Here is a 25,396-nt window from a genome sequence, read left to right on the forward strand (position 1 = left end):
ATATCTATTTGATGAAAGCAGTTTTGAATAAAGGAGAGAAGCGCGTGACGACAAATGAATCACAAATCATCAAAATTCTGGCCGAAGAACGCAATATGAGAAAAGCTGCGGAACGACTTTTCCTATCTCAACCAGCATTATCCCAACGCCTTCAATCCATTGAAAARGAGTGGGGGGCTCAACTTTTTCTTCGTTCCCAAAAAGGCTTGACTGCGACACCAGCTGGCGAGATTGTCATCCAATTTGCTATTGATACGATTGCCAAACAAGAAGAAACATTTGAACTCATACAATCGATGACATCAAAAGTACACGGCACTTTAAAAATTGCTTGTGCTTCAATTGTCGGACAGAACTGGTTGCCGACAGTCTTGAAAGATTTTGTCACGAAATATCCTGAAGCAAAAATATCCCTTATCACAGGATGGAGTTCTGAAATCGTAAAATCTCTTTACGATGGAGAGGCTCACATCGGCATCGTCAGAGGACATACGGAATGGAAAGGTACGAAAATCCATCTTTTCCGGGACACTTTGTATCTGGTTGATCAAGAGCTAAAGGAAGTAGAAGATGTTTTGTCAACCGACAGACCTTTTATTCAGTTCAAAAGTGATTCCAATTACTATCAAGAAATTCAGGCGTGGTGGCAACGCCATTTCTCTTCGAGTCCTAGGCGCCAGATTACGGTGGATCAGATAGAAACGTGTAAACAAATGGCATTGAATGGAATTGGCTATGCCATCCTGCCATCAATTACTTTAAGTGGATTGGAAAAAGTAAATAAAATTGCCTTAACGAATCAAGCAGAAGAATTTGAATTGACTCGTGATACTTGGTTAATTGGTTATGAATCAGCTTTTGAATTGAGACAAGTAGAAGCATTTGTGAATGTTGTGGAAGAACATGCAAAAATATTGCATGATTATTCAAATTAAATAGATGTAATCTTTTCAGATTTCCTGTACAATTAGTCCATATTTAAGATTGAAAGGAGTTCAACAAGAATGAAACAGATGGATGCATATGAAATTATTTCTTATATTCAACACGCTAAAAAATCAACGCCGGTAAAGGTTTATGTAAATGGTGAGAACTTACAGAATCTTTCTTTCGGAGAAAACACAAAAATATTTGGCGAAGGCAATTCACTTGTACTTTTCGGAGAATGGTCTGAAATTGAAGCTGCCTTGACTTTGCATAAAGAACAAATTTCAGATATTGTCGTTGAAAATGATCGACGTAATTCAGCAATTCCATTAGTGGATCTAAAAGGGATCAATTCCCGTATTGAACCTGGAGCGTTTATTCGCGATCAAGTGGATATCGGCAATAACTGTATCATTATGATGGGGGCAGTTATTAATATTGGAGCTGTAATTGGTGATGGCTCTATGATTGATATGGGTGCCATTCTTGGGGGACGTGCAACTGTCGGCAAAAACTGTCACATTGGGGCAGGAGCTGTGTTAGCGGGCGTCATTGAGCCACCTTCAGCAATGCCAGTAATTGTGGAAGACGATGTACTTGTTGGAGCAAACGCAGTTGTATTAGAAGGCGTGAAAATTGGAAAAGGTGCAGTTGTTGCAGCAGGAGCCATTGTTACAAAAGATGTTCCTCCATATACAGTCGTTGCGGGAACGCCAGCGAAAGTAATCAAAGAAATCGATGATAAAACAAAATCAAAAACAGAAATCATGCACGAACTTCGTCAATTGTAGGAAGCGATGATGAAAACTCTTCAACAAATACGACGTGATTTACATCAAATTCCTGAAATCGGTTTTCAAGAATTTAAAACACAAGCCTATTTATTAGAGGAAATTCAATTGCTGAATCAAGAACGGTTAACTGTCGTGAAGTGGAAAACAGGGATTGTTGTCCATGTTAAAGGGATTGATCCCAAAAAGACAATAGGTTGGAGAACTGATATTGATGGACTCCCTATCAATGAACAAACGGGGTTTTCCTATCAATCAACTCATACGGGTTATATGCATGCATGTGGTCATGATATCCATATGACAGTCGCACTTGGGCTGTTAAGACAGCTTAATCAAACGCCCATAAATGATAATATTGTATTCCTGTTCCAACCAGCAGAAGAAGGTCCTGGTGGAGCACTGCCAATGCGGGAATGGTTAAAAGAGAAACATCCAGAATTTCTACCTGATGTGATCTTAGCTTTTCATATTGCCCCGGAGTATCCTGTCGGCACGATTGCGACTCGTCCAGGTCTACTGTTTGCGAATACATCAGAGTTATTCATTGATTTATATGGTGTCGAAGGACATGCGGCGTATCCACATCGCACGAAAGACATGACGATTGCCGCAGCCAGTCTATTGCTCCAACTGCAGACGATTGTCAGTCGTGCAATCAATCCGTTGGAATCTGCTGTGGTGACAATTGGGAAAATGACTTCCGGTGCTGTTCAAAACATCATTTCGGGTCATGCCCGTTTAGAAGGTACAATCCGTACGATGGATGCAGTAACGATGCAAACAGTTAAAGAACGAATTGAAGCACTGTGTAAATCGACTGAAATTGCTTTTGATTGTAAAGTGCATATTGATTATGGCTCATCTTACTATCAAGTATTTAATTCAGAAGAAATTACCCAAAACTTTTTATCATTTGCCAATCATGATGATACAACAAATGCAGTCCATTGTGACCCAGCCATGACTGGGGAAGACTTCGGCTATTTCCTTCAAGAAATTCCTGGCTTCCTATTTTGGGCTGGCGTTGATTCATCGTATGGTCTGCACAATGCCAAGTTGAATCCTGATGAAAAAGTAGTGGATTATCTCGTTCCATTTACAGAATCTTATATACGTTCGCTTTCGAATCATGATAACGATTAGTTATCATGATTTTTTTAAGTCTCAAATCGTTAGGATAACCATTTTATGGTCATTTGTTGATAAAAATGTATTTTTCTAGTTTTTTAAGGAACTTATAGATAGACAATTCGTACTAATCAATATAGAGATAAGGGGGAAAGAAAATGAAGCAAACTATTCGGTGGTGTTTTGCATTAAGCATATTATTTTTGCTTAGTCTTATGCCGATTACAGAAGCATACGCAGCACCACAACTGGAAGTAAAAGCTACTGCAGGCTTTMAAAATAAAATCAAATATGGAGAAGGATTGCCTCTGACTGTCACCGTAGTTAATTCAGGAGACGAATTTTCAGGTGATTTGGTGATTGATTATTCCGAATCCTACGGAATAGGTTCAGCAAAAGCTATCCCATTTACGATTGGTAAAGGTGAAACCAAAACACTAAATCTGGCTTTACCAGGATTATCAGAAGATATGGCCTATAACTCTGACTATCAAATGTTTTATTTTTACGAAGATGACTGGGAGAATGGAAAGGAAATTTCATATAAAGGGAATAAAAGTATCCGCCCCAATTCTTTTGGTCAAGATACAACTTTCTTCCTTACGTTAACTGAGAGCGCAGACCGTTTGCGTGCCTTATCCACTGTGAAAATGGTGGGTATGGGAGGCTCACAAATTATCCACTTAGGACAGATGAAAGATTTCCAATTCCCGACGGACAATGCTGCGTATGACCTTGCCAATTATTTAGTGATTGATGAGTACGTATTGGGAGATTTGGAACAGGAACAGCAACAAGCGATTCTTGACTGGGTTCAAACTGGAGGGGTTGTTCTTGTTGGGGCATCAGATAATACAAGTGCTGAACTTGGTTTATTATCTGAAAAGCTGCCACTAACTTTGACCGATGAACGAAAAACACTAAAAGCAGAAAAATTAACTGTATTCGCCAATAATAAGGAGTTTACAGAAGACATAGCAATTTTTGGAGCAAAAGCAAATGAGGGATCTCGTGTCGTTATGAAGTCTGATAACGAACCAATCGCTGCTATAAATTCCATAGGAAAAGGTGCAATCATTCAAACAGCTTTTTCACTTGGTGATGAACCTCTTTCTAAACAAGCCAATTACTCATTCCTATTGACAGAGCTAATCAAAAAAGCCAATGTTAATCAAATTTATCAAAATTATGGTGGTCAAAATATAAAAGAACAAATGACAAACGAAGTGGGACAGATGAACGAACTGTTTCCTTCATTCCAAGTATCTACGCCATTAATGATTACCATTGTCATCATTTACATTATTCTGGTCGGACCATTATTATATTTCCTATTAAAAAGAAAAGATAAGCGGGAACACGCATGGTGGATTATCCCGGCAATCTCCATTTTGGCTTCTTTAGCCATTTTTGCTTACGGTGCTAAAGATCGCCTTGTGCGTCCTCAAATTCAACAATCAAGTTTTTATGAAGTTCAAGCCGATGGCAGTCTCTCTGGATATTACGTCGAGTCCCTGCTTTCCAATCGCAGTGGAAACTTCAATTTTGAGGCTGAAAACGGAACGACCATGGTTGCTTCAAAACGAATGAATCCATTCGCAGATAACTCCGGCAATGTGCAAGCAATGTCGATTTTAAATGAACAGGCAGATAAGGATCAATTGACCGTACGAGATGTTGGGTATTGGTCCGTTTCATCCGTCCTTGGAGAATCCAATATACAAGAAGTGGGTCAATATGCTATTGATTTGACGGTTGAGGGTGGAAATGTTCGGGGAACTGTGAAAAATGAATTCCCATTTGCTCTGAAGGATGTTGCCATTTGGTCAGGATCAAAAATGATTAACCTCGGAGATTTAGAATCAAATGAGTCCGTTGAGGTGAATGAACCAATAGGATCGGCATTATTGGTACCAATTGCTATGAGCAACGGTTCACAACAATACATGGGATTTAGTTCAGCAATGAAAGCGGCTGACCTACCTAAAGAACGTAAAAATAGTTTGATTCGCATGTCGCAAATGACAGGTGAACAAAAAACACAACCTGCAATTGTTGCACATACAGAAGATGCAATCGTACCTGTATCCTTGAAGGATGCGCGTGCAGAAATGTCAGCAATCAATATGATTTACCAGACATTCTCACCAAAAACCATCTTTTCTGGTGAATTTACTTTACCGTCTTCATCTTTCGATATTACTGTGAACACAGAAGAAACGTCCGGTTATTATAATCAAATGAGTGAAAGTAAGTTCGAATGGTTTATGTCAAATGGTTCGTATTCATATGAATGGACGATTCCAAGTAACGTACCGGTGAAAGACGTAAAATGGAAAGAACTTCAATTAGCAAATACTGACACTTCTTCGATTTCAGTGGAAATTTATAATGTTGCTACAAAGACATTTGAAGAAGTTACAAGCGGACGATTTTCTATCAAAGAAAATATAGAACAATATATTTCAGCTGATGGGAAAATTAAGTTCAAAGTGAATAAACAAGCTTCAAACGGTGACGATTATACTCGTTTGCCAGAATTACGCTTAAAAGGGGAGGTCCAAAAATGATTGAAATTAAAGGGCTTACCAAAAAATACGGCTCATTTTACGCATTGAACGACTTAAATTTAACTTTAAGTGAAGGTACTGTATTTGGATTTGTTGGAGCCAATGGGGCAGGGAAATCCACCACCTTTTCTATATTAGCTACTCTTCTGCAACCGACTGCCGGGGATGCATTTATTAATGGGAAGAGTGTTAAAACTGAACCGCATGAAGTTCGAAAGCAGATTGGTTATATGCCAGACTTTTTCGGTGTATATGACCAATTAAAAGCAGACGAGTATCTTGATTTTTATGGAGCAAGTTACGGCATTCCTGAAACTGAGAGAGCACAGCTTATTCCTCAGTTATTGGAACTTGTGAATTTGTCACATAAACGATATGAATACGTTGATTTGCTTTCACGGGGAATGAAGCAACGTTTATGTCTGGCACGGGCATTGATTCATGATCCGAAAGTATTGATTTTGGATGAACCTGCCTCTGGATTGGATCCAAGGGCGCGTGTTGAAATGCGCGATATTTTAAGGCAACTGAAAGGAATGGGGAAGACTATCCTTATTTCTTCACATATCTTGCCTGAGCTTGCTGAAATGTGTGATGAAATCGGCGTGATTGATGGAGGCAAACTGATTGCTCATGGCTCCGTCTCCGATATTCAGGCTCAATTAAAAGGAGAACGTCTCATTACGGTAAAACTTAAAGGGTTACCTGATCGTGCAGCAAAGTTCTTTGAAGAAGATCCATTTGTTACAGGAATTGAACAACTGCCTGAGGAACACACAATTACGTTTAAATATCGCGGGTCAGAAGATGATCAGATGCGCTTACTGAAGCATGCAATAGAAGAGAATTTGTCTATTTTGTCATTTGCTGAGCAAGAAACAGATTTAGAGGATGTCTTTATGGAAATAACGAAAGGAGTGGAGACAGTATGAGACTCAATGTGAATAATCCGGTTCTCGTTAAAGAAGTGAAGCTCCGCTTCCGATCGCTGAAAAGTTTCACCGGTATTTTGTTTTATTTGATTGCCATGAGTATTTTTGTATTTGGTTTCATCTTTTTGACGACAGCTTTTACTGGTACCGGCTTTTTCAGACCAGAAGAGAGTTTCTTCCTGTTTGGCTTACTAACGTTCATCCAGTTAGGGTTAATCTTGTTTATTACACCTGGCTTAACGGCAGGAACCATCAGTACGGAACGTGAAAAACAAACGCTTAATATTTTGTTGACCACATCACAAAGTTCCCTACAAATCATTCTAGGTAAATTATCTTCATCCATCGCATTTTTGGTGTTGATGCTTATTGCAGGACTGCCAATTTATAGTTTGGTGTTCTTATTCGGTGGCATATCACCGGGGCAATTAGGTTTGATTTTCCTTTTCTTCTTTTTAACCATGATAACTGTAGGGAGCATTGGTGTTATGTTTTCAACCATCACCAAAAAGACAATTGTCTCCATGATTGCAACATATGGGACGATGATTTTCCTGGCAGGAGTTACAGCCTTTTTCTTCATGATTACTATACAAGTAAACATGTTGGGTTCGGGAGCTACTCCAAGTCCATCACCTTTTGCTCACTTCTGGGCGAGCATCAATCCAGGAATATTAATTTTCTCTTTGTTAAATCCCATGACGGAAGACTTTGTCAATGAAGCGACGAAAGTTGATTTCCCGGTTTGGGCAGGATACACCATTTTTTATGTCTTGTTAGCTGCACTTGCGATTACCGTCTCAATCAAGAAATTACGTGTCAATATGAAGAAACAAAAATGAGGAGATGCACACCATGAATAACCGGGATCAACTATTAGCCTTTGTAAAAAAAGTTCATAGAAGATTGATTAGCGAACATTTATTTCGAGTTACACAAACTGCATTATGTTTTGGTCTCTTTGTTGTCGCGGTTGTGTTTCTAGCTTCTCGGTTATTTGTATTTCCTTATTACGTATCGTGGGCTATGGCGGCTGGAGGTATTTGCTTTGCTATTGCGTTGGCTTGGGGCGTTTATAGAAAGCCAACTTATTCGTCCTCACTCCTTCAGTTTGATCAATATTTTTCGGAGAATTTACTGATAACCGCATTACATTCCAATGAGAATGAATCCGGGTTACTGCAATCTCTTCGTGAAAAAACAGCAAATATGACAAAAACAGCTTTTGATTTATTMAAGCTGAGAAAAAAGGATTTATGGCGTATGAAGCCATTGATTGGCATTGGGATTGCGTCAATGGTATTGCTCTTCCTCATTGCCTTTCCATCTGCAACACAGCTTCAAGCGAAAGACGTTGAGCTTGAAAAAGAGTTAGTGAAACAAATCAAGAAAGAAGTAGCTAAAACAATAAAGAAAAAAACACCTGAATCTCTTAAAAAAGAACTTCAGAAATTAGAAAATGATTTAAAGAAAACAGAAACATCGGAAGAAGCGTTGCGTGAGTTAATTAAAAAACAAAAAGAACTTCAGTTACGTGAGCAACAACTTACTGACAAACAACAGGCTGCCAAATTTAGTGAGGATCCGAAAGATGGACTGACGTCTGCCGAAAAAGAGGAATTGGCTGCACTGAAAAAAGCCACAAAAAATCTTGCTGAACAGGCAGGTAAGACACAAACAGCTTTAAGTAAATTAGGGAAACCGAGTGGAACTCCTGTTCAAACTGCTTCAGGGCAAACAAATCCATCAAATTCCAATTCAAGTAACGGCCAGACAGGTACCCAAGGAACAGGACAGGGTCAAACTTCATCGGGTACTCAAGGCTCACCTGGTCAAAGTTCAAATCAAGGTCAGGGACAAGGACAAGGCCAAGGCCAAGGACAAGGACAAGGACAAGGACAAGGCCAAGGCCAAGGACAAGGCCAAGGCCAAGGACAAGGCCAAGGCCAAGGACAAGGTCAGGGGCAAGGACAAGGACAAGGTCAAGGGACTGGGCAAGGTTCGGGTCAAGGTGGTTTGAAAGGTGGATCCGGATCGGGAAGTCGAAATTTATTGTCGGTTCCGTCAAGAATAGGTGGTTCGAGCCAGTCAACTGTCGATAGTGGGAAAATTGGAGAAGGTTCTTCAGCAGAAGAACAAGATAGTGCTGTTCCAGTAAAGAAAGGAACAGTCAAACCTTATGATGCGGTAGTTGGTTCATACAGAAATTCGTACTTAAAGAGTTCCGAAAGGCTTCAATTACCACCAGATTTACAACGAATTGTACAGGATTACTTTTCATCACTAGAAACAAGCGAATAATGGAGGTTTCCCATGTCATTTACACCTACAAACTATGAAGAAATGAGTCAGCGTTTAAACGAAGTAAAACAGGAAATCGGTCAATATATCGTTGGCCAGCAAGAGGCTGTCGATTTTACTCTTTACTCGGTCTTGGCAGATGGGCATGCCCTCCTGGAGGGTTTGCCAGGTCTCGGAAAAACGATGTTGATAAGAACCATTTCTGAAGTATTGGATTTATCATTCTCAAGAATCCAGTTTACTCCTGATTTGATGCCTTCAGATATTACCGGAACGAGCATAATCGAACGATCGGAAGATGGCAAGCAAACATTTTCATTTAAACAAGGACCTATTTTTAGCCAACTCGTTTTAGCAGATGAAATAAACCGCGCTACACCGAAAACACAGAGTGCTTTGCTTGAAGCGATGGGTGAAAAAACAGTCACAGTACTTGGCGATACGAAACAAATGGCTAAACCGTTTTTTGTCCTGGCCACACAAAATCCAATTGAAATGGAAGGGACCTATCCACTGCCAGAAGCTCAAATGGACCGATTTTTATGCAAAATAGTAATTCCGTATCCTTCAAAAGAAGAATTAAAAGAGATTGTTATAAGAACAACAGGTGCGAAGAATATACAACTTCAAAAAGTGATGAATGCCGAAGAATTAATGATTGCTCAACATATGGTCAGAGAAGTGTTGATCGCTGACGATATGCTTGCATACGCAATTGATTTGACTTCTGCAACACACCCAAATGAAGAGGCAACAGATGAGGTTAAACAATATGTTCAATATGGAAGTGGACCACGTGGCCTTCAAAGTTTGATTCGATTGGCTAAAGCCCGGGCGCTCGTTGCTGGACGCTACCACGTGTCGATTGCTGATATTAAATCAGTTGCAATACCCGTCCTTCGACATCGCATGCTTTTAAATTACGAAGGAGAAGCGGAAGGGAAAACAGCCGATTCCATTCTCAGTGATTTACTTCAATCCATCAAACAAGGACAAACTTCATGAAAAAAGATTCCATTTTACCAGAGGACTGGTCCTCTAAAATTGGACGCTTACAAATTTCAACGAAGTCTAAATTGCGTGGTCAGCATAAAGGGTCTCATCGCTCGATGCGTTTTGGTTCTTCACTCGACTTTTCAGACTTCAGGGAATATCACCCGGGTGACGATGTAAGGCAAATTGATTGGAATGTCTTTGCAAGGACAGACAAATATTTCATCAAACGGTTTTTGGATGAGCAAGAAATGCGTGTGCATATTTTGTTGGATAGTACAAAGTCGATGCAAGAAGAAAAAAAGTGGCTTCTGGCTAAACAACTGACCATTTCACTTGGACAACTTGTATTGGGGAGAGACGATCGGTTATCGTTTGCGACGCCTACTGAAGAGAAGCTAGCCCCTTTCAGACGAAAGGGTGCAGTGTACAGAAAGGCTTTTACATCATACATAACCAATCTTTCCGAACCTGCAATGAACACCTCTTTCACTCATCAGTCCGCGCAATACAGTGCTAAAGATTGCACGGTATTATTTATCATCACGGATGGACTCGAACCAATTGCTGACTGGGAAAGATGCTTACGTTCGATGCCAAGATTTTCTCAGGATATACGGTTGATTCTCGTACAATCGAGTGATGAAGTATCGCCACAATTCTCAGGGGACTTACAATTGGTCGATCGCGAATCAGAGGAACGATTGAATGTGTCCGTTTCTTCGAGAATAGTGGAAGATTATGAAAAGAAAAGACATCAGCATTTTCAGGAACTTGATATTCTGTGTCGCCGATTTGGTATTCACACTTTAAAAGTGGAGACAAAGGACGATATCAGTCATATTCTTTTCCATCAAATGATTCGGTCAAACTGGATAAATTGAGGTGAGCCGTCTATGGGCTTTGGACAACTAGTATTTTTATGGACGGCGATCATCCCGATCACTGTACTTCTCTATTATTTCTTCCGAAAAAAATATATAGAAAAAAAGATTTCTTCCACAATGTTCTGGGAAACCGTCATGAAAGAATCAAAAGTTTCTCCGTATCTTCAATATTTGCAACGTAATGCCTTATTTTACTTGCAAATGCTCGCCCTGTTATTACTTATGTTCGCATTACTTCAGCCATATCTCAAATCACAGGCGATTGCGGGGGAACACATTATTTGGGTGGTGGATACTTCCGCCACCATGCTTGCAACAGCAAATGGGGAGACGGTCTTTGAACAACATAAAAAAGAAATGAATGCGCTATCTGAACAATTGGCAGGTAAACCTTTAACGTTGATCACGACGGGTGAAGAGCCGACTATTTTATTGCGTGACGAAACGAATGAAAATGTGATCAAATCGACGATTGATCAATTGGAAGTGCAATATGAACAAGAGAACTTACCTAAAATGCTGGATTTCACAAAATCACTTCTGAATGGAAAAGAAACAGCAATATACTTGTTCACGGATCACGTTGAAAGAAACGAACTCCCCTTGGAGAACGAAACCCTTACGTGGTTTGTAAAAGGAGCACCAGAGAATTTGGAGAACGTCTCCATCTTACGTTTTGGTGCAACCGCTTCCGATAAAGGTGTTGCAGCTTTAATCCAGCTAGAAAATGAGACTGAAGATGATAAGAAGGGAACATTGGAAATCAGCTCACTGGAAAATAGAGAGGTTTTACTCAAAAAGGCAGTTGTAATTCCGGCAAAAGACACACTGTCTCTATCATTCAAAGAATTACCTGATGCAGAAGGGTTTACAGCTAATCTGCGAGTAGACGATGATTACACAATAGATAACGAATCATCCGTTTTATTGCAGGAACAATCGGCTCAAACTTACGTGGATGGGAATCTCCATGAACTCGTTTCAGCAGCCTTTCAAGCCATGGATATTCCGGTAAGTTCTGTTCCCACTGAACAATTAAGTGACTTGCCTGGGGAAGCAGTTGTGGTGACCAATCAAACGTCCCAACTCTCTATTTCTGAATCACCTGTCCTGTTAATAGGACGGAATGATGAAAATGCCAAAGAAGTAAATGGCACGATTGCGACGGAGCGAGATGATGTGTTTGCCTATGCGGATATGTCGGATATATTCGTCAGCAGCTTGTATCCTCCGTTTCCTGAATATGAGACAATCGCCCGAGTAGAAGAGCAGCCGTTCATCCAACGATCGGACAGGGGAGATTTAATCATATTAGCAGACATACAGATGACTGATTGGCCACTACATCCATCATTCCCATTGTTCTTATGGAGTGCACGGGAACAAATGGCAACGAACGATAATGAAATCGGAACTTTTTCACCAAATGAACGAAAATCACTGTCGTTGGTGTCGGATGAAGAGAAGAATGAATGGGAAGTTTTTTCAAAATCCAATGAGTATATCAAAACAATACAAAATGGCGGGCAATTTTCTGCGCCAAGTCGACCAGGACTTTATGTTTTGACATCAGGAAATATTGAAAAGCACTTTGCCGTCGCACTTGAACAACAAGAGAAACACCTTGAAAAAGGAACTTCTTTTGCAATCGGCTCGGCTTCACAAGAAGGCATACAGGAGACTGTCAAGACTTCATTAGTTCCGTGGTTCCTACTTCTCATTGTATTATTGCTAATGATTGAATGGGAGGTGCAACGACGTCGTGGGATTACGAATTGAATCGCCTGCCTGGCTTTTGTTATTCCTATTGCCAGCTGTCTATTTTGCGTTTGCATGGTGGAAAACTAAAAACCGAATGACTCGGGAGCATAAGTTTATTTTTGTCATCCGAGTAGTAGCAGTAAGTTTGCTGATTTTTGCATTGGCAATGCCTTCTTTACTATTACCGATTAAAGAAGAGCAACTACTGTTTGTAGTGGACCGGTCGGCCTCGACCAAAGGGACTGATAAGCAGTACACAGAGTTTCTCGTAAAAGCTCTTGCTGAAAAGAAAGATCATCAAGTGGTCGGTCTCTATTCGTTTGACGGTAAATTTCAAACCCAGGTACCTTTATCTCTATTAACAGAAGATGTACCAGAATTTATCGGTTCTGAAAATGATAGCAAAACCAATATTTCTGAAAGTATACAACTTGCAACCAATCTTGCGGATCAACAAAAAGCGACGCGCATCGTTTTGTTATCCGATGGACTGGAAAATGAAGGATCTGTATCCGATCAACTATCGAGGATGACAGGCGGTAATGTGGAAATAGATACGTATATATTAAATCGTCCTGAATCGGAAGATGTTGCCATCACTAGTTTTGAAACACCTCCTGTAGCGTTTGAAGGAGAACAGCAACAACTGCTTGTTCAAGTGGAATCAACGAAAGCCGTAAAAGGTGAACTGATTCTTTCTCAAAATGACCAGTTTCTATCAAAACAATCTGTCCAGATCGAGCCTGGTTCTAATACTTTCACACTCCGCCATGCATCAGTTGGAGAAGGATTGTTGAAATATCAGGTTCAATTAAATGTCACAGGTGATGCTTTACTTGAAAATAATCAGTTAACAAGTGTAACGATGGTTGAAAGCGCTCCGCATTTACTGGTAGTGAGTAGTGATAAATTGACTTCCCCCATACCATCCTATATCGATGACCAAGTGGTAAAAGTTGATGCAATTCAAGCTTCAGACTTGCCATTCGACTTGTCGAATTATTTAGCGTATGATGCTATTATTTTTGACAATGTTCCAGGTTATCAAGTAGGCGAAGCCAAAATGACCGTAATTGAACAAGCGGTAAAAAATTTCGGTGTCGGCTTTATGATGGTCGGAGGAGATAATAGTTATGGACTGGGAGGCTATTTTAAAACACCGATAGAAAAATTGCTTCCCGTTGAAATGGAAGTGAAAGGTAAGCAACAATTGCCTTCCCTCGGACTGATTATTGTCATGGACCGCTCGGGTAGTATGTCTGGCAATAAATTTGAACTGGCAAAAGAAGCAGCAGCACGATCAGTTGAATTATTGCGGGATGACGACACACTAGGCTTTATTGCTTTTGATGATCGTCCGTGGGAAATCATTGAAGCGAAAACCCTGACTGATAAAAAAGAAGCACTTGAAAAAATCTTGTCCGTTTCTGTAGGCGGGGGTACCGAGATTTACCCAGGTCTCGAACTGGCTTATGAACGACTATCCGATTTGAAATTGCAGCGCAAACATATCATTTTGTTGACGGATGGACAATCTGCTACTCAAAATGACTTTGAAGAACTGATTACAGAAGGTCTTGGGGATAAAAACATTACTTTATCAACAATAGCCATTGGGCAAGATGCAGACCGAACGTTGCTAGAAGAATTGGCACAATTCGGCACAGGTCGTTTCTATGATGTCAGTGATGAAAGTACGATTCCGGCCATTTTATCACGGGAAACCGTGATGATTTCAAGGACATATATTGAAGACAATCCCTTTTATCCGATTATCCGAGGCGATGCGGCCTGGACTAGTTTATTTTCGGATGGAGTTCCACAACTAAATGCATATATTGCAACGACTGCGAAACAAACTGCGACCGTTGTCGCTGAGAGTACGAAAGAAGATCCTGTTATTGCGGAATGGATGTATGGATTAGGTAGAACAATTGCGTACACATCCGATTCAACCGGTGCATGGAGTGGGGACTTTGCACGCTTCAGCGAGTGGGGGAATTTCTGGAACACTGCGGTATCAAGATTGCTACCATCTTATAGCGAAGTTCCATTCGATATCCGAAAATCCCAAGATGGTTCCTATTCGGTTACGGATCCATCCGGTCAATCGTCCTTTCTGGATATTGTAGCGGTGAACGAAGCGGGTGAAGAAATCGAAAGTCTGTCTGAACCGATTTCACCTGGTAAAAGCCGTGTTTCATTCGATGCGGATCCAGGGCTGATTTTCCTTAGAATATCAAATGAACAAAACAGCATGTATCAGACGGGTATTTCAATTCCTTACAGTGAAGAATACAAAATTCAGCCGCCTAATAAAGGGCTGATGGAGGAAGTCGCCAAGCGTACAGGAGGAAAAGTGATTACCAGTCCTGAACAGGCGATGCGGGATATACAATTTGAGAGCTCAGAAAGTAAAAGTATTCAAAAGTGGTTAATCCTAATCGCCATGTTATTATTTTTCATTGATATCACATTAAGAAGATTTGGTTGGCGTATGATTTCTGGAGTGACTTCTCATCTGAAAAAATCGACAGTTGAAAACGTTACACGAGCTAATGATACGAATGTTGCTCAACTACTGAAAGGGAAAAAGAAACGTTAAAGGTAAAGTGGGGAGTACAAAATGATCGTCCATGAAAGTGATCGATTGGAATTAAAGGTTTTTTCGGTTGAAGATGAAGAGGCGGCAAAGAATTTTTGGGGGAATGCCGAAGTGATGGTGCATTGTGGGGCGCCTACACCACATGAAATGTTAGGGAAAGTTCTAATGTCCTATCAAGCATGCCATGAAAAAAAAGGGCTCTCTGTTTATGCGCTGGTCGAGAAAGAGACCAGTGAAGTAATTGGAGCAGCTGGTTTCAATGTAGCGAGCGGCTTGGAAAAAGTTGAATTGATTTATCATCTTTCTAAAGAGAGCTGGGGGAAGGGGTATGCGACAGAAGCAGCAGTAGCATGCATCGAAATTGCGAAGCAAACAGATGGCGTGGAAACGATTTTTGCCTCTGCTGATCCTCACAATGTCAGTTCCACTAAAATTCTCGAAAAAGCAGGATTTCAGTTTATCGAAATGAAGTGGTTTGATGACACTAATCAAGAAGAACCCTACTTCGAATATCAAATTTTACAAGATGATAAATGAAAAAGGTTGTTCTCGGAAGGTAAGCCTTCCTGGAACAACCTTTTTCTTATTTATTATTCTGACACTGTTCTATTAAAAGAGGGAATCTGCTCCCTTTCCGCGAACAAACTACCAAGCCTCCTCGCTGCGGGGTCTTGGCGATCCATTTTTCCGTAGGAAAGATTAGGGAGAAAAATAGTTTGGCACAAGTCTTTGCGACGAAGCTAGCGCAGCGATACGGGAGTAGAATTTATAGCTGATTCCCTTACTGATTAACAATATCGTTAAACAGAACCAATTTATTGAATGACAACTGCCGATTTTCGCTGGGTAAGAGAAGCGATGAAGAAGCAAACAATCAATATAAGCGTGCCAGCCATATAAGGGAAGTCCATGTTGATGTCGAACAAAATTCCAGCCAAGGCCGGACCGACCATATTTCCTAAGCTCATATAAGCATTATTCATACCTGCTGCAAAACCTTGTTCAGTTCCAGCCTGTTTCGAAATCAGTGTATTCAATGCAGGTCTCAACAATGAAGCGGCTGTAAAGAATACACTCGACACAATCAAAATCGGCCAGAAACCATCAACAAATAGCACGGAAATCATAGCAAGAGCAGACACAAGTAGATTCACTAGAATCACTTTCAATTCGCCATACTTCACGAATAGTTTATTGATGACAAATGTCTGAACAATAACACCTACAAAGCCGCCTGCTGTAATTAATACGGCAATTTCACCTGGGGTAAATGCATATTTTTTATCCACATATAAAGCAATCGTTGACTGAAAATTTGCTAGACCAAATGAAAATACAAACATTACGATTAACATGACAAAATACGGTGTGGTCGTTGAATGTTTCATTTGTTTGAATAAGTTCTCTCTTTTAGTTGGCTTACCAGTTTGAACAACTGGTGCTGACTTTGGTAACACAAACATTGATATGACTGCTGCCACTAATGCTGCGCTCGTTGCCACATAAAAAGGAAAACGAAGGCTTACTTCTGCCAATAAGCCACCGATTGCTGGCCCAATCATAAAGCCAAGGGACATCGAAGCACCAAGCAATCCCATTCCTTTTCCACGCTCTTCTTCAGTCGTAATATCCGCGACGAATGCCATCATTGGCGGAACGATAAACGCCGAACCGACACCGCTAAAGAACCTTGCCAAATACAAAATCCATAAATCTGACGCTAATCCGAACATCAGTTGAGACAAACCGAAAATGACAAGTCCAATAATAATTAAATACTTACGACCATATTTATCTGATAAGTCTCCGGCTAAAGGAGAAAATAAAAATTGAGAAAAGGCAAACATGGCGATCAAAAATCCAAGTGCCTGACCAGCCACACCAAAGGTTTCCAAGTAATCTGGCATTATTGGAATAATTAAGCCAATTCCTGACATGGCAATGAACATATTAAACATCAGCACAAAAAGTGCAAAGCGATTTGATTTACCCGCCATTATACATCCTACTTTCTTGCTCAAACTGTTTCGAGTATCTAAAATTTTAACACATAATTAATAAAAATCCATTACAAAAACCTGCCCAGTGTATGAGCAGGTTTCGTATCCGCAAGTTGAAGTTTTATCTCTATAAAAGGGAGTTGATTTAATGATTACTGGGCATCCATCTTAAATTCCAAGAACAACTCATTGTACCTACCGAGAGTTTCCAATCCCAGGTTTTTATAGACTTCCAAACGCTCCCGCATCTCTTTAGTTGGATAAAAACGCTCATCCCCAGTTACTTCAGGATCCATCAGTGGAATGGCATTTTCATTAGGTGTCGAGTATCCTACATAATCTGCATTTTGCGCAGCTACTTCTGGATCAAGCATGAAATTGATAAATTTATGAGCACCTTCTACGTTTGCTGACGTTTTCGGAATAACCATATTATCAAACCATAAGTTTGATCCTTCTTTAGGAACAGCATAGTCAATATCTTCATTGACATACATAATGTCAGCAGCCTGTCCTGACCACACCAGAGCGACAGCTGCTTCACTGCGTCGCATCGTTTCCACAATTTCATCACCAAGAATGGCTTTAATATTGGGAGATAGGGTTTTTAATTTATCCGTAGCTTCTTGAAGTTGATGCTCATCTTTTGTATTGAGTGAATATCCCAAAGAATTCAAACCCATACCCATTACTTCACGTGCACCGTCAACTAAAATGACTTCCTGCTTTAAAGATGGATCCCACAGATCTTCCCAACTTTCGAATGTTTGACCATCCAGCAGTTTTGGATTGAAGGCGATTCCAACTGTTCCCCAAAAATAAGGAATGGAATATTCATTGCCAGGATCAAAAGGTAAGTCAAGGAAGTAAGGGTCTATGTTTGATAAATTAGGTATTTTACTATGATCTATCGGAATTAATAAATCGTTTTCTTTCATTTTTTCAATCGTATATTCGGAAGGCATGGCCACATCATACGAAGTACCACCTTGTTCGATTTTTGTCATCATCGCTTCGTTCGAATCAAATGTTTCATAAACAACTGTGATACCTGTTTCTTTTTCAAATCGTTTGATGAGTTCAGGGTCAATATATTCTCCCCAGTTGTAAACGCTGATTGTATCGCTTCCAGCTCTTCCTGTTGATTTGTTCAGTTGGTTATTGATATAAAATAAAACTGTGCAAATGATGAGTATCGCTATAACTGCACGAATGATATCTTTCATTTAGAAACCCCCGTTCTAAGCGGGTTTTTTGTGCGATTCGTCACGAAGTAATAACCTAGTACCAATAATAGTGTAACGATAAACAAAAGACCCGATAATGCATTAATCGTTAATGTGATCCCTGCACGTGCCATGGAATATATTTCAACGGACAGGGTGGAAAAACCATTCCCCGTTACAAAGAAGGTCACGGCAAAATCATCCAGTGAATATGTCAGGGCCAAAAAGAATCCCGCAAATATCCCGGGTTTAATATATGGAATGATTACACGGCTCAATACATCACGTTTTGAAGCGCCTAGATCGAGTGCTGCATCAATTAAAGTACTGCTCATTTCCTGTAATTTTGGCAAGACCATAATGACCACAATTGGGACACTAAACGCGATATGTGATATCAATACCGAAGCAAAGCCCAATTTCACTCCGACCATTGTAAATAAGATCAAGAATGATGCCCCTATGATTACATCAGGGCTGACAACTAGCACATTGTTAAGGGACAACAGTGCATTACGGGATTTACGGTTTTTTAAAAATATTATACCGATAGCACCGATTACCCCAATTGCAGTGGAAAGGAGTGCAGATAATAATGCAACAATAACCGTATTAATCAGAATCATGATGAGTCGTGTATCGGCAAAAACTGCCTTATAGTGTTCAAAGGTAAATGATTTAAAACTTGACATGGTACCACCACTATTAAATGAGTAAAAGATCAAGTAAAAGATAGGCGTATACAGAATGACAAAAACAAGTGCTAAATAAACTTTTGATAATTTACTTGATCTGTCCATTTGAAAGCGCCCCCTTATCTTTTTGACCAGTTAAAATCATGATGATAACCATAAATAAAATCAAGAATACGGCAATGGTCGAACCCATTCCCCAATTTTGAGTCACTAAAAATTGTTGTTCGATCGCTGTGCCAAGCGTAATGACCTTGTTACCAGCTATCAGTCTGGTAATCATAAATAACGATAGGGAAGGAATAAATACAGCTTGAATTCCAGATTTCACACCATTGATTGTTAATGGGAAAATCACTTTCGTAAATGTTGTCCATGTAGATGAGCCTAGGTCGCGGGCGGCATCTATCAGCGAATGATTCATTTTATCGAGAGAGTTAAAAATCGGTAAAATCATGAATGGAATAAAAATATAGACTGAAACGAAAATGAAACTGAAATCAGTATAGAGAATTTGTTTTGTGCCAATACCCAATGTGTCGAACAGTTGATTTATAGGGCCAATTACACCAAAAATACCAATAAAGGCATATGTTTTTAACAACAGATTAATCCATGAAGGAATAATGATAAGCAGTAACCATAATTGTTTATGTTTTGTTTTGGTCAACCAGTAAGCAGTGGGATATGCAATGACTAAAGTGAAAGCAGTAATAAGAAAAGCATACCAAAACGAGCTTAAGGTCATTTTCAAATATACAGAAGTAAAGAAATTCTGATAATTGACGAATGAAAAATTCCCATGTAAATCAAACAACGAAAAATAAACAACAAGTACAATTGGTGCAATGACAAAGAGCAGCATCCAGCCAATATAAGGAACTAAATAATAGGAACGATTTGTGTTATTTTGCATGGTGCTCTTCTCCATACGATTCTAGACGCTTGTCGAATTCTTCTTCTGTTTCGTTCAAACGCATGACATGAATCGCTTCCGGTTCAAAATCCAAACCGATTTCTTCCCCTACTGCTGCCTTTTTAGTCGAATGGACGAGCCATTCGTTGCCTTCTTTATCGAAGGTAGATAATTCATAGTGAACTCCCCGGAATAATTGTGTGTCTACTTTAACGGTCATTTTTCCTCGATCAACAGTAGTAATTTCCAAGTCTTCCGGACGGATGACGATATCTACTTTCTCGTTCGACGACAAACCTTTGTCCGCACATTCAAATTCTTTTCCGCCAAATTGTACACGGTAATCGGAAATCATCACTCCTGGAACGATATTGGATTCTCCAATGAAATCTGCCACGAATCTGTTGATAGGTTCATCATAAATATCCATGGGTGTACCGCTTTGTTGAATGACTCCTGCATTCATAACAAAAATTTCATCTGACATAGCCAAGGCTTCTTCCTGATCATGTGTAACAAATATAAAGGTCTTGCCGAGTCGCTGTTGCAATTCACGAAGTTCATATTGCATTTCCGTTCTCAACTTCAAATCAAGTGCAGACAATGGTTCGTCGAGTAAGATAACTTCCGGATCATTTACAATAGCGCGTGCGATTGCCACACGTTGTTTTTGTCCACCAGACATTTCGACAATTTCACGGTTCTCATATCCTACTAAATTAACAAACTTAAGAGCTTCTAATACTCGACGATTAATCTCGTCTTTTTTTAACTTCTTGATACGTAATCCAAATGCCACATTCTCAAATACATTTAGGTGAGGGAAGAGGGCATAGTCTTGGAAAACCGTGTTGACTTGTCGTTCATTTGCGGGCACATGGTTGATTTTCTTGCCATTGAAATATATTTCGCCGCTGGTCGGTTCCATGAATCCGGCAATCAATCGCAATATCGTCGTTTTTCCACAGCCGGAAGGACCCAGTAATGTATAAAATTTTCCGCGTTCAATCTCAAAGCTCACATTGTTTAACACAGGTGTCGCGCTGTCGTATGATTTTGTGACGTTGTCAAAGCGGATAATCGTAGTGTCTGTCATGATTGACCTCCTGATTTATAAGTAAGAATGTGTAACAACAATTAATATTTCTGATTCCCCGTTGTGGTGATTGGATAATTGATGATGATCTGAAGCTTCAAAGTATAGGGACTGTCCTTCTTTTGCGTAAAATTCATGCGTTCCAAGAACGAGACGAATATTGCCTGTTAAGACATACATAAAAGTTTCTGATAAAGAAGGTTCGAATTGCTTATATTCCCCTTCTTCAAAAAATTTCACGAGAACCGGTTCCATTTCTTTGTCGTTTGATTCAGGGACAAGCCACCGAATTTGATACTTCTTGTCTTCATCGCAATAAACGGTTTGGTCTTCTTCCAAATACACAACGCGTTGATTTTTTTCATCATCAAAGAAATCTTTCGGTTTAGATCCGAGCACTTCCAGTAAAGTAAAAAGCGTTTCAATTGATGGGGAATTCAAATTTCGCTCCAGTTGTGAAATGTAGCCTTTACTCAAATCGGTACGTTCACCTAATTCTTCCTGAGTTAACCTTTTCTTGATGCGCAAACTCTTAATTTTGTTTCCAATTTGCATAAAGAGATGCTCCTCGCAGGTGTGATTAATAGCAACCAATGTTTATGTAAGTTTACTATCACAATACTTTAAGTTTACTATAAACGTCTTTTATTATACAAAATCCACCAATTTTTTCAAGTCTATTTATAAAAAAACTTCCCATCATAAGATGAGAAGTGAATTAATGCGTTATCTGTATTGATCGCGTTTCCATTTTCTGAATTTCTTCCAAAGACCTTTTCCGCCTGTTGTAGCCAATAAGATTGCTGATAGTGAAATACCAGCCAAAGCGGTAATGAGTGAGATCCATTCGAAAAATGAGTAGCCAGGGACCTTAGACCAATCTGTTTTTCCTTTCCAATCTTCGATGACCAAGTTCATTCCGTAAATACCGGAAACTACTGTAAAGACGGTAAGCATGAATAACAACATATTATGGCGTTTATTTGATTGATTTTCTTGGGCACGATAAAGCTCGTGCAATGTTTGTTTAACTTCTTCATATAAAGAATTCAAATGAAACGTATCACGGTATGTCCTGGTTAATTCTTTTCCTTCTGTACGTGCAGAAACTTCTCCGAAATAATACCTAGAAGAGAACTTTGATATCAGTTCAATCAACTCTTCCACATAATCTCCGTCCTGTTCCCACTGTATCTCACTATATTCAAATGACATACGCAACAACATGATTTTGTAAAAATAATGGAGTAGTAAATTATAGTGATGCGTTCCCATGAATTGGGATAGTGGTCTCGCCAGTTGTTCTCGTGATTTATTTGAAACCGTGATTTGGGCATGATCTGAAGTAACCGTATAAGAATCGGGTGCCCAACGGTCATGCACATGATTTTGTACGTAACGCTCGATATATTCGGCATTTGTACTCGACATGAAGGGACGCCCTTCCGGATTTTTCCCATCCAACTGACCCATTCGAAATAAGTGGTCCCCACTTATCGGATCTTCACCGTCCGTAATGAAAAAACCTGAAGAAAGCATTCGTTCATCTTCAAAGAATGGAAGGCTTCCGAAGTATCCTGCACGTTTATCGTCATGAATGATGTAGGCTTTAAGGGAAGGACACAGGTAGCTAAATACGAATTCATTTGTCGTGTTGAATTCACGATCACCTTTTCGAATTGTAGCCCCTTTTTCTTCATCGAGCTTCGGTTCCAACACTCGAAAATGATTCATATAATCTAGCACTTCACATAATTCTTCTAGTTCTTTATTCATCTCTGTCCGAATGGTTATGAGACCTATACCAAAAGGGCAAATCATGACATCAATACTGTTCACCAAAAAAGAAAACGATGTGTCATGAACATCCATATTGAACGATTCATTGACTTTCTTCGAGAATCGAAGAAATCCTTGTTGATCAGTGCGTTTGGGAAATATTTTTCGTTCAAGAAACGGTAAAAAATATTGATCCAGTTCTTCATGTTTTACTTCGATACCTTCACCATAAAACCCACTCTGTAAGTCTTTTTGATTTAATGAAAAGAAGGTGAAATGGTTTTTTCGTAAATGATCCGCAAGATTTTCCCGCTCTTTTTCATGGAATGAAAATGGAAAAAGAAAAGACATGTAAGCCTGCTTTAAAGTTAGAGGCTGTATTTTGGCAGTTGAATCCATTTTCAAGACCTCCACTATTTTTTCTTTCATATATATATGTTAACATGAAACACGGAAGGAGTGACGTTTATGGGAAGAACCATGATGTTATTTTTGGATCCTAAAGCAAGACAAAATAAAAAATCAAAAAAACAAATTGAAGGCACCTTTCTATTGGTGAAAAATCGTGTCATTGCCAATGATGAAATCGTGGATTATTGTAATGATTGTTTTGAACCGTTGTCCTATCATGATGAATATGATGCTTGTTACTGCGAATCTTGTAATGCATGGAGAGAAGAAGCATGCACAGATCCAACTTGTGAATATTGTGAATTGCGACCTAAACGACCTTTAACATAAGGTTGCGGATGGTCTTTTTTTTTGACTAAACCTGTTGATACTTTGAATGAAAAACGCAGTGTGCATTTGCACCTAGCGCAAATATAGGATAAACAACCGTATATGCTATAAAGAAAGAATAGAATCGGCTCTATTTCCGCGGACGGACTGGCAAGCCTCATCACTCGTACTGTGTAAATACAATATAGTAGAAAATGGGTTAGTTGCTCCAAAGAGAGCGCACTTTCGCCAGGCAAGCCTATTAAGTGTGAAGAATGAGATCACAAATTTCATACTTGTCGGCTCATGTTTAACATGCGGTAAGCACAAATATACGATAAAGAACAGGATGATTTTAGATCCTTAATTTAAGATAAAGATATTAAATGTTTCTACTTTCTTCTTTGAATAGATTATCTCAAGGTGAACATACTAAGCATTCGACACGAATTAGACGAAAAAAATTTTTCCTAGTGCTAGTTGAAAGCCGATAAATTGATTTGCAGCAGGGACTTTGTTATCCTTTAAATTGTGCTAATAACGAATACAATTCGTTAGCAGATAAATATTTCTTGGAGGTTTTCACATGACTGAACGTATGGTAGGTAAACAAGCACCCCATTTTACAATGGACGCAGTGCTAGCAGATAAGTCTTTCGGTAAAGTAAGCTTGGAAGAAAACATGAAGCAAGACAAATGGACAGTTTTGTTCTTTTATCCAATGGATTTCACTTTTGTATGTCCAACTGAAATCACAGCAATGTCAGACCGCTATGATGAATTTGAAGATTTAGACGCTGAAATTATCGGTGTTTCTACAGATACTATCCACACTCATTTAGCTTGGATTAACACAGCTCGTCAAGACAACGGCTTAGGCGAATTGAAATATCCATTGGCTGCAGACACTAACCATGTGGTATCACGTGAATATGGTGTATTGATTGAAGAAGAAGGTATTGCTCTTCGTGGATTATTCATCGTAAACCCTGAAGGTGAAATGCAATATCAAACAGTGTTCCACAATAACATTGGTCGCGACGTGGATGAAACTCTTCGCGTATTACAAGCTCTTCAAACTGGTGGTCTTTGCCCAGCAAACTGGCGTCCAGGACAAAAAACTCTTTAATTGATTGAATGGGGCTCATGAATTTTGCCTTTATCAATGCACTAGATTAATTAGACACCCACGATTCCCCACGCATACGATACGCAGTGGGGAATTTTTACATGTATCATTGAGGAGGAAATACAATGAAATTACGTTCACCAATGCCTGACTTAACAGGCGCAACTGCTTGGCTCAATGGAAAAGTTGCTAAAAAACAATTGATTGGCGACAAGCCAACACTTATTCATTTCTGGTCTGTAAGCTGTGGACTATGTAAAGAGGCAATGCCAGAAGTAAATGCTTTCCGTGATCAATATAAAGATGAATTGAATGTACTAGCAGTCCATATGCCACGTTCAGAGAAAGATATGGACCTGGAAGATATCAAGAGGAATGCTGCAGAACACGATATCACACAACCAATTTTTGTCGATAGTGACATGAAATTAACCGATGCTTTTGATAATCAATATGTACCTGCATACTACGTATTTGATAAAGCTGGTCAACTGCGTCATTTCCAAGCGGGTGGTAGTGGAATGAAAATGCTTGAAAAACGTGTCAACCGCGTGTTAGATGAAATGCGTAATTCATAATCCATTTTAATTGAATGAATAAGTGCTCAGCATAATCGAATTCAGGGATGTAAAGATCCTGGTAATTCTTTTATGTTGAGCACTTTTTTTATTGGGAAGGATGTCCTATTCCGAAGATTTGATAATAATAATCCGGACAATAAAAAAGAAAATTTAAAGTTTTATAAAATATCAGTCAAAAGGGGGTGGTCATTTATTTCGGAATCCGATATATTAAATACTATGTCTTTTGAATTAGGGGGAAACAACTTGGGAATTTTCAAAAAATTGAAAGAGTATTACTTGCCAAATAAACATTTATTCTTTTGGTCCTTGTTCATGCTCTTGGTCACCTTGTTAATTACAGTTGCCTATCCAATCAT

22 protein-coding genes are annotated in these 25,396 nt (G+C 39.4%); 15 read left to right on the forward strand and 7 right to left on the reverse strand.

Annotation, left to right across the window (positions count from 1 at the left end):
- Nucleotides 1-11: 11 nt before the first annotated feature.
- The 12 genes from AC1DSL_RS10100 to AC1DSL_RS10155 all read left to right on the forward strand — a co-directional run bounded on the left by AC1DSL_RS10100 (nucleotide 12) and on the right by AC1DSL_RS10155 (nucleotide 15,435).
- Nucleotides 12-935, forward strand: coding sequence for a LysR family transcriptional regulator (locus AC1DSL_RS10100; protein ID WP_477532074.1), 924 nt, complete (start codon nucleotides 12-14; stop codon nucleotides 933-935).
- A gap of 69 nt (nucleotides 936-1,004) precedes the next feature.
- Complete coding sequence (gene dapD / locus AC1DSL_RS10105) at nucleotides 1,005-1,718, forward strand: 2,3,4,5-tetrahydropyridine-2,6-dicarboxylate N-acetyltransferase (protein WP_477532058.1); 714 nt, start codon at nucleotides 1,005-1,007, stop codon at nucleotides 1,716-1,718.
- A 9-nt stretch (nucleotides 1,719-1,727) separates the two neighbouring features.
- Nucleotides 1,728-2,864 carry an N-acetyldiaminopimelate deacetylase gene (locus tag AC1DSL_RS10110; RefSeq protein WP_477532075.1) on the forward strand — a complete coding sequence of 379 codons (1,137 nt, stop codon included), beginning with the start codon at nucleotides 1,728-1,730 and terminating at the stop codon, nucleotides 2,862-2,864.
- A 143-nt stretch (nucleotides 2,865-3,007) separates the two neighbouring features.
- A complete protein-coding gene (locus tag AC1DSL_RS10115) occupies nucleotides 3,008-5,419 on the forward strand; it encodes a hypothetical protein (protein WP_477532059.1) in 2,412 nt (803 codons plus the stop codon).
- Entirely contained in the window at nucleotides 5,416-6,351 is a 936-nt protein-coding gene (locus tag AC1DSL_RS10120; RefSeq protein WP_477532060.1) for an ABC transporter ATP-binding protein, read from the forward strand. Before AC1DSL_RS10115 ends, AC1DSL_RS10120 begins: the two co-directional genes overlap by 4 nt.
- On the forward strand, nucleotides 6,348-7,193 hold the full coding sequence (locus tag AC1DSL_RS10125) for an ABC transporter permease (RefSeq protein ID WP_016427856.1): 846 nt from the start codon (nucleotides 6,348-6,350) through the stop codon (nucleotides 7,191-7,193). Before AC1DSL_RS10120 ends, AC1DSL_RS10125 begins: the two co-directional genes overlap by 4 nt.
- Before the next feature lie 13 nt (nucleotides 7,194-7,206).
- The gene (locus tag AC1DSL_RS10130; RefSeq protein WP_477532061.1) at nucleotides 7,207-8,652 is read left to right on the forward strand and encodes a hypothetical protein; all 1,446 of its coding nucleotides are present in this window, start codon (nucleotides 7,207-7,209) and stop codon (nucleotides 8,650-8,652) included.
- Between the two features lie 12 nt (nucleotides 8,653-8,664).
- A complete protein-coding gene (locus AC1DSL_RS10135) occupies nucleotides 8,665-9,657 on the forward strand; it encodes an AAA family ATPase (protein WP_477532062.1) in 993 nt (330 codons plus the stop codon).
- A complete protein-coding gene (locus tag AC1DSL_RS10140) occupies nucleotides 9,654-10,529 on the forward strand; it encodes a DUF58 domain-containing protein (RefSeq protein WP_477532063.1) in 876 nt (291 codons plus the stop codon). Before AC1DSL_RS10135 ends, AC1DSL_RS10140 begins: the two co-directional genes overlap by 4 nt.
- Before the next feature lie 12 nt (nucleotides 10,530-10,541).
- Nucleotides 10,542-12,311 carry a vWA domain-containing protein gene (locus tag AC1DSL_RS10145; protein ID WP_477532064.1) on the forward strand — a complete coding sequence of 590 codons (1,770 nt, stop codon included), beginning with the start codon at nucleotides 10,542-10,544 and terminating at the stop codon, nucleotides 12,309-12,311.
- The gene (locus AC1DSL_RS10150; RefSeq protein ID WP_477532065.1) at nucleotides 12,295-14,898 is read left to right on the forward strand and encodes a VWA domain-containing protein; all 2,604 of its coding nucleotides are present in this window, start codon (nucleotides 12,295-12,297) and stop codon (nucleotides 14,896-14,898) included. Before AC1DSL_RS10145 ends, AC1DSL_RS10150 begins: the two co-directional genes overlap by 17 nt.
- A 21-nt stretch (nucleotides 14,899-14,919) precedes the next feature.
- On the forward strand, nucleotides 14,920-15,435 hold the full coding sequence (locus tag AC1DSL_RS10155) for a GNAT family N-acetyltransferase (protein WP_477532066.1): 516 nt from the start codon (nucleotides 14,920-14,922) through the stop codon (nucleotides 15,433-15,435).
- 278 nt (nucleotides 15,436-15,713) lie between these two features.
- Here AC1DSL_RS10155 and AC1DSL_RS10160 read toward each other — a convergent pair whose 3' ends face one another.
- From AC1DSL_RS10160 to AC1DSL_RS10190, 7 genes are all read right to left on the reverse strand, one after another.
- A complete protein-coding gene (locus tag AC1DSL_RS10160) occupies nucleotides 15,714-16,895 on the reverse strand; it encodes an MFS transporter (protein WP_477532067.1) in 1,182 nt (393 codons plus the stop codon).
- Between the two features lie 155 nt (nucleotides 16,896-17,050).
- Nucleotides 17,051-18,124, reverse strand: a complete 1,074-nt coding sequence (locus tag AC1DSL_RS10165; protein WP_477532068.1) for an ABC transporter substrate-binding protein — start codon at nucleotides 18,122-18,124, stop codon at nucleotides 17,051-17,053.
- Nucleotides 18,121-18,924, reverse strand: coding sequence for an ABC transporter permease (locus AC1DSL_RS10170; protein WP_016427847.1), 804 nt, complete (start codon nucleotides 18,922-18,924; stop codon nucleotides 18,121-18,123). Before AC1DSL_RS10170 ends, AC1DSL_RS10165 begins: the two co-directional genes overlap by 4 nt.
- Entirely contained in the window at nucleotides 18,908-19,732 is an 825-nt protein-coding gene (locus AC1DSL_RS10175) for an ABC transporter permease (RefSeq protein WP_477532069.1), read from the reverse strand. Before AC1DSL_RS10175 ends, AC1DSL_RS10170 begins: the two co-directional genes overlap by 17 nt.
- A complete protein-coding gene (locus AC1DSL_RS10180) occupies nucleotides 19,722-20,828 on the reverse strand; it encodes an ABC transporter ATP-binding protein (RefSeq protein WP_477532070.1) in 1,107 nt (368 codons plus the stop codon). The genes AC1DSL_RS10175 and AC1DSL_RS10180 overlap by 11 nt, the downstream gene beginning before the upstream one ends.
- Nucleotides 20,829-20,843: 15 nt before the next feature.
- Complete coding sequence (locus AC1DSL_RS10185; protein ID WP_477532071.1) at nucleotides 20,844-21,383, reverse strand: helix-turn-helix domain-containing protein; 540 nt, start codon at nucleotides 21,381-21,383, stop codon at nucleotides 20,844-20,846.
- Nucleotides 21,384-21,554: 171 nt separating this feature from the next.
- The gene (locus AC1DSL_RS10190) at nucleotides 21,555-23,006 is read right to left on the reverse strand and encodes a magnesium transporter CorA family protein (protein ID WP_477532072.1); all 1,452 of its coding nucleotides are present in this window, start codon (nucleotides 23,004-23,006) and stop codon (nucleotides 21,555-21,557) included.
- Between the two features lie 69 nt (nucleotides 23,007-23,075).
- On the opposite strand from AC1DSL_RS10190, the gene AC1DSL_RS10195 reads away from it, so the two are divergent.
- From AC1DSL_RS10195 to AC1DSL_RS10205, 3 genes are all read left to right on the forward strand, one after another.
- Complete coding sequence (locus AC1DSL_RS10195) at nucleotides 23,076-23,348, forward strand: hypothetical protein (protein WP_477532073.1); 273 nt, start codon at nucleotides 23,076-23,078, stop codon at nucleotides 23,346-23,348.
- A 565-nt stretch (nucleotides 23,349-23,913) separates the two neighbouring features.
- Complete coding sequence (locus AC1DSL_RS10200) at nucleotides 23,914-24,456, forward strand: peroxiredoxin (RefSeq protein WP_016427841.1); 543 nt, start codon at nucleotides 23,914-23,916, stop codon at nucleotides 24,454-24,456.
- A gap of 125 nt (nucleotides 24,457-24,581) precedes the next feature.
- Entirely contained in the window at nucleotides 24,582-25,034 is a 453-nt protein-coding gene (locus AC1DSL_RS10205; RefSeq protein ID WP_342541868.1) for a TlpA family protein disulfide reductase, read from the forward strand.
- The last annotated feature ends 362 nt before the right edge of the window (nucleotides 25,035-25,396 follow it).

It is taken from the genome of Paenisporosarcina sp. P4_D4, from assembly GCF_056401835.1.

Excerpts from the sequence above, each read along its gene's own strand:
- dapD (WP_477532058.1), top strand. The coding sequence starts at position 1,005 with ATGAAACAGATGGATGCATATGAAATTATTTCTTATATTCAACACGCT.
- AC1DSL_RS10110 (WP_477532075.1), top strand. The coding sequence starts at position 1,728 with ATGAAAACTCTTCAACAAATACGACGTGATTTACATCAAATTCCTGAA.
- AC1DSL_RS10120 (WP_477532060.1), top strand. The coding sequence starts at position 5,416 with ATGATTGAAATTAAAGGGCTTACCAAAAAATACGGCTCATTTTACGCA.
- AC1DSL_RS10125 (WP_016427856.1), top strand. The coding sequence starts at position 6,348 with ATGAGACTCAATGTGAATAATCCGGTTCTCGTTAAAGAAGTGAAGCTC.
- AC1DSL_RS10135 (WP_477532062.1), top strand. The coding sequence starts at position 8,665 with ATGTCATTTACACCTACAAACTATGAAGAAATGAGTCAGCGTTTAAAC.
- AC1DSL_RS10140 (WP_477532063.1), top strand. The coding sequence starts at position 9,654 with ATGAAAAAAGATTCCATTTTACCAGAGGACTGGTCCTCTAAAATTGGA.
- AC1DSL_RS10145 (WP_477532064.1), top strand. The coding sequence starts at position 10,542 with ATGGGCTTTGGACAACTAGTATTTTTATGGACGGCGATCATCCCGATC.
- AC1DSL_RS10155 (WP_477532066.1), top strand. The coding sequence starts at position 14,920 with ATGATCGTCCATGAAAGTGATCGATTGGAATTAAAGGTTTTTTCGGTT.
- AC1DSL_RS10160 (WP_477532067.1), bottom strand. The coding sequence starts at position 16,895 with ATGGCGGGTAAATCAAATCGCTTTGCACTTTTTGTGCTGATGTTTAAT.
- AC1DSL_RS10165 (WP_477532068.1), bottom strand. The coding sequence starts at position 18,124 with ATGAAAGATATCATTCGTGCAGTTATAGCGATACTCATCATTTGCACA.
- AC1DSL_RS10170 (WP_016427847.1), bottom strand. The coding sequence starts at position 18,924 with ATGGACAGATCAAGTAAATTATCAAAAGTTTATTTAGCACTTGTTTTT.
- AC1DSL_RS10175 (WP_477532069.1), bottom strand. The coding sequence starts at position 19,732 with ATGCAAAATAACACAAATCGTTCCTATTATTTAGTTCCTTATATTGGC.
- AC1DSL_RS10180 (WP_477532070.1), bottom strand. The coding sequence starts at position 20,828 with ATGACAGACACTACGATTATCCGCTTTGACAACGTCACAAAATCATAC.
- AC1DSL_RS10185 (WP_477532071.1), bottom strand. The coding sequence starts at position 21,383 with ATGCAAATTGGAAACAAAATTAAGAGTTTGCGCATCAAGAAAAGGTTA.
- AC1DSL_RS10190 (WP_477532072.1), bottom strand. The coding sequence starts at position 23,006 with ATGGATTCAACTGCCAAAATACAGCCTCTAACTTTAAAGCAGGCTTAC.
- AC1DSL_RS10195 (WP_477532073.1), top strand. The coding sequence starts at position 23,076 with ATGGGAAGAACCATGATGTTATTTTTGGATCCTAAAGCAAGACAAAAT.
- AC1DSL_RS10200 (WP_016427841.1), top strand. The coding sequence starts at position 23,914 with ATGACTGAACGTATGGTAGGTAAACAAGCACCCCATTTTACAATGGAC.
- AC1DSL_RS10205 (WP_342541868.1), top strand. The coding sequence starts at position 24,582 with ATGAAATTACGTTCACCAATGCCTGACTTAACAGGCGCAACTGCTTGG.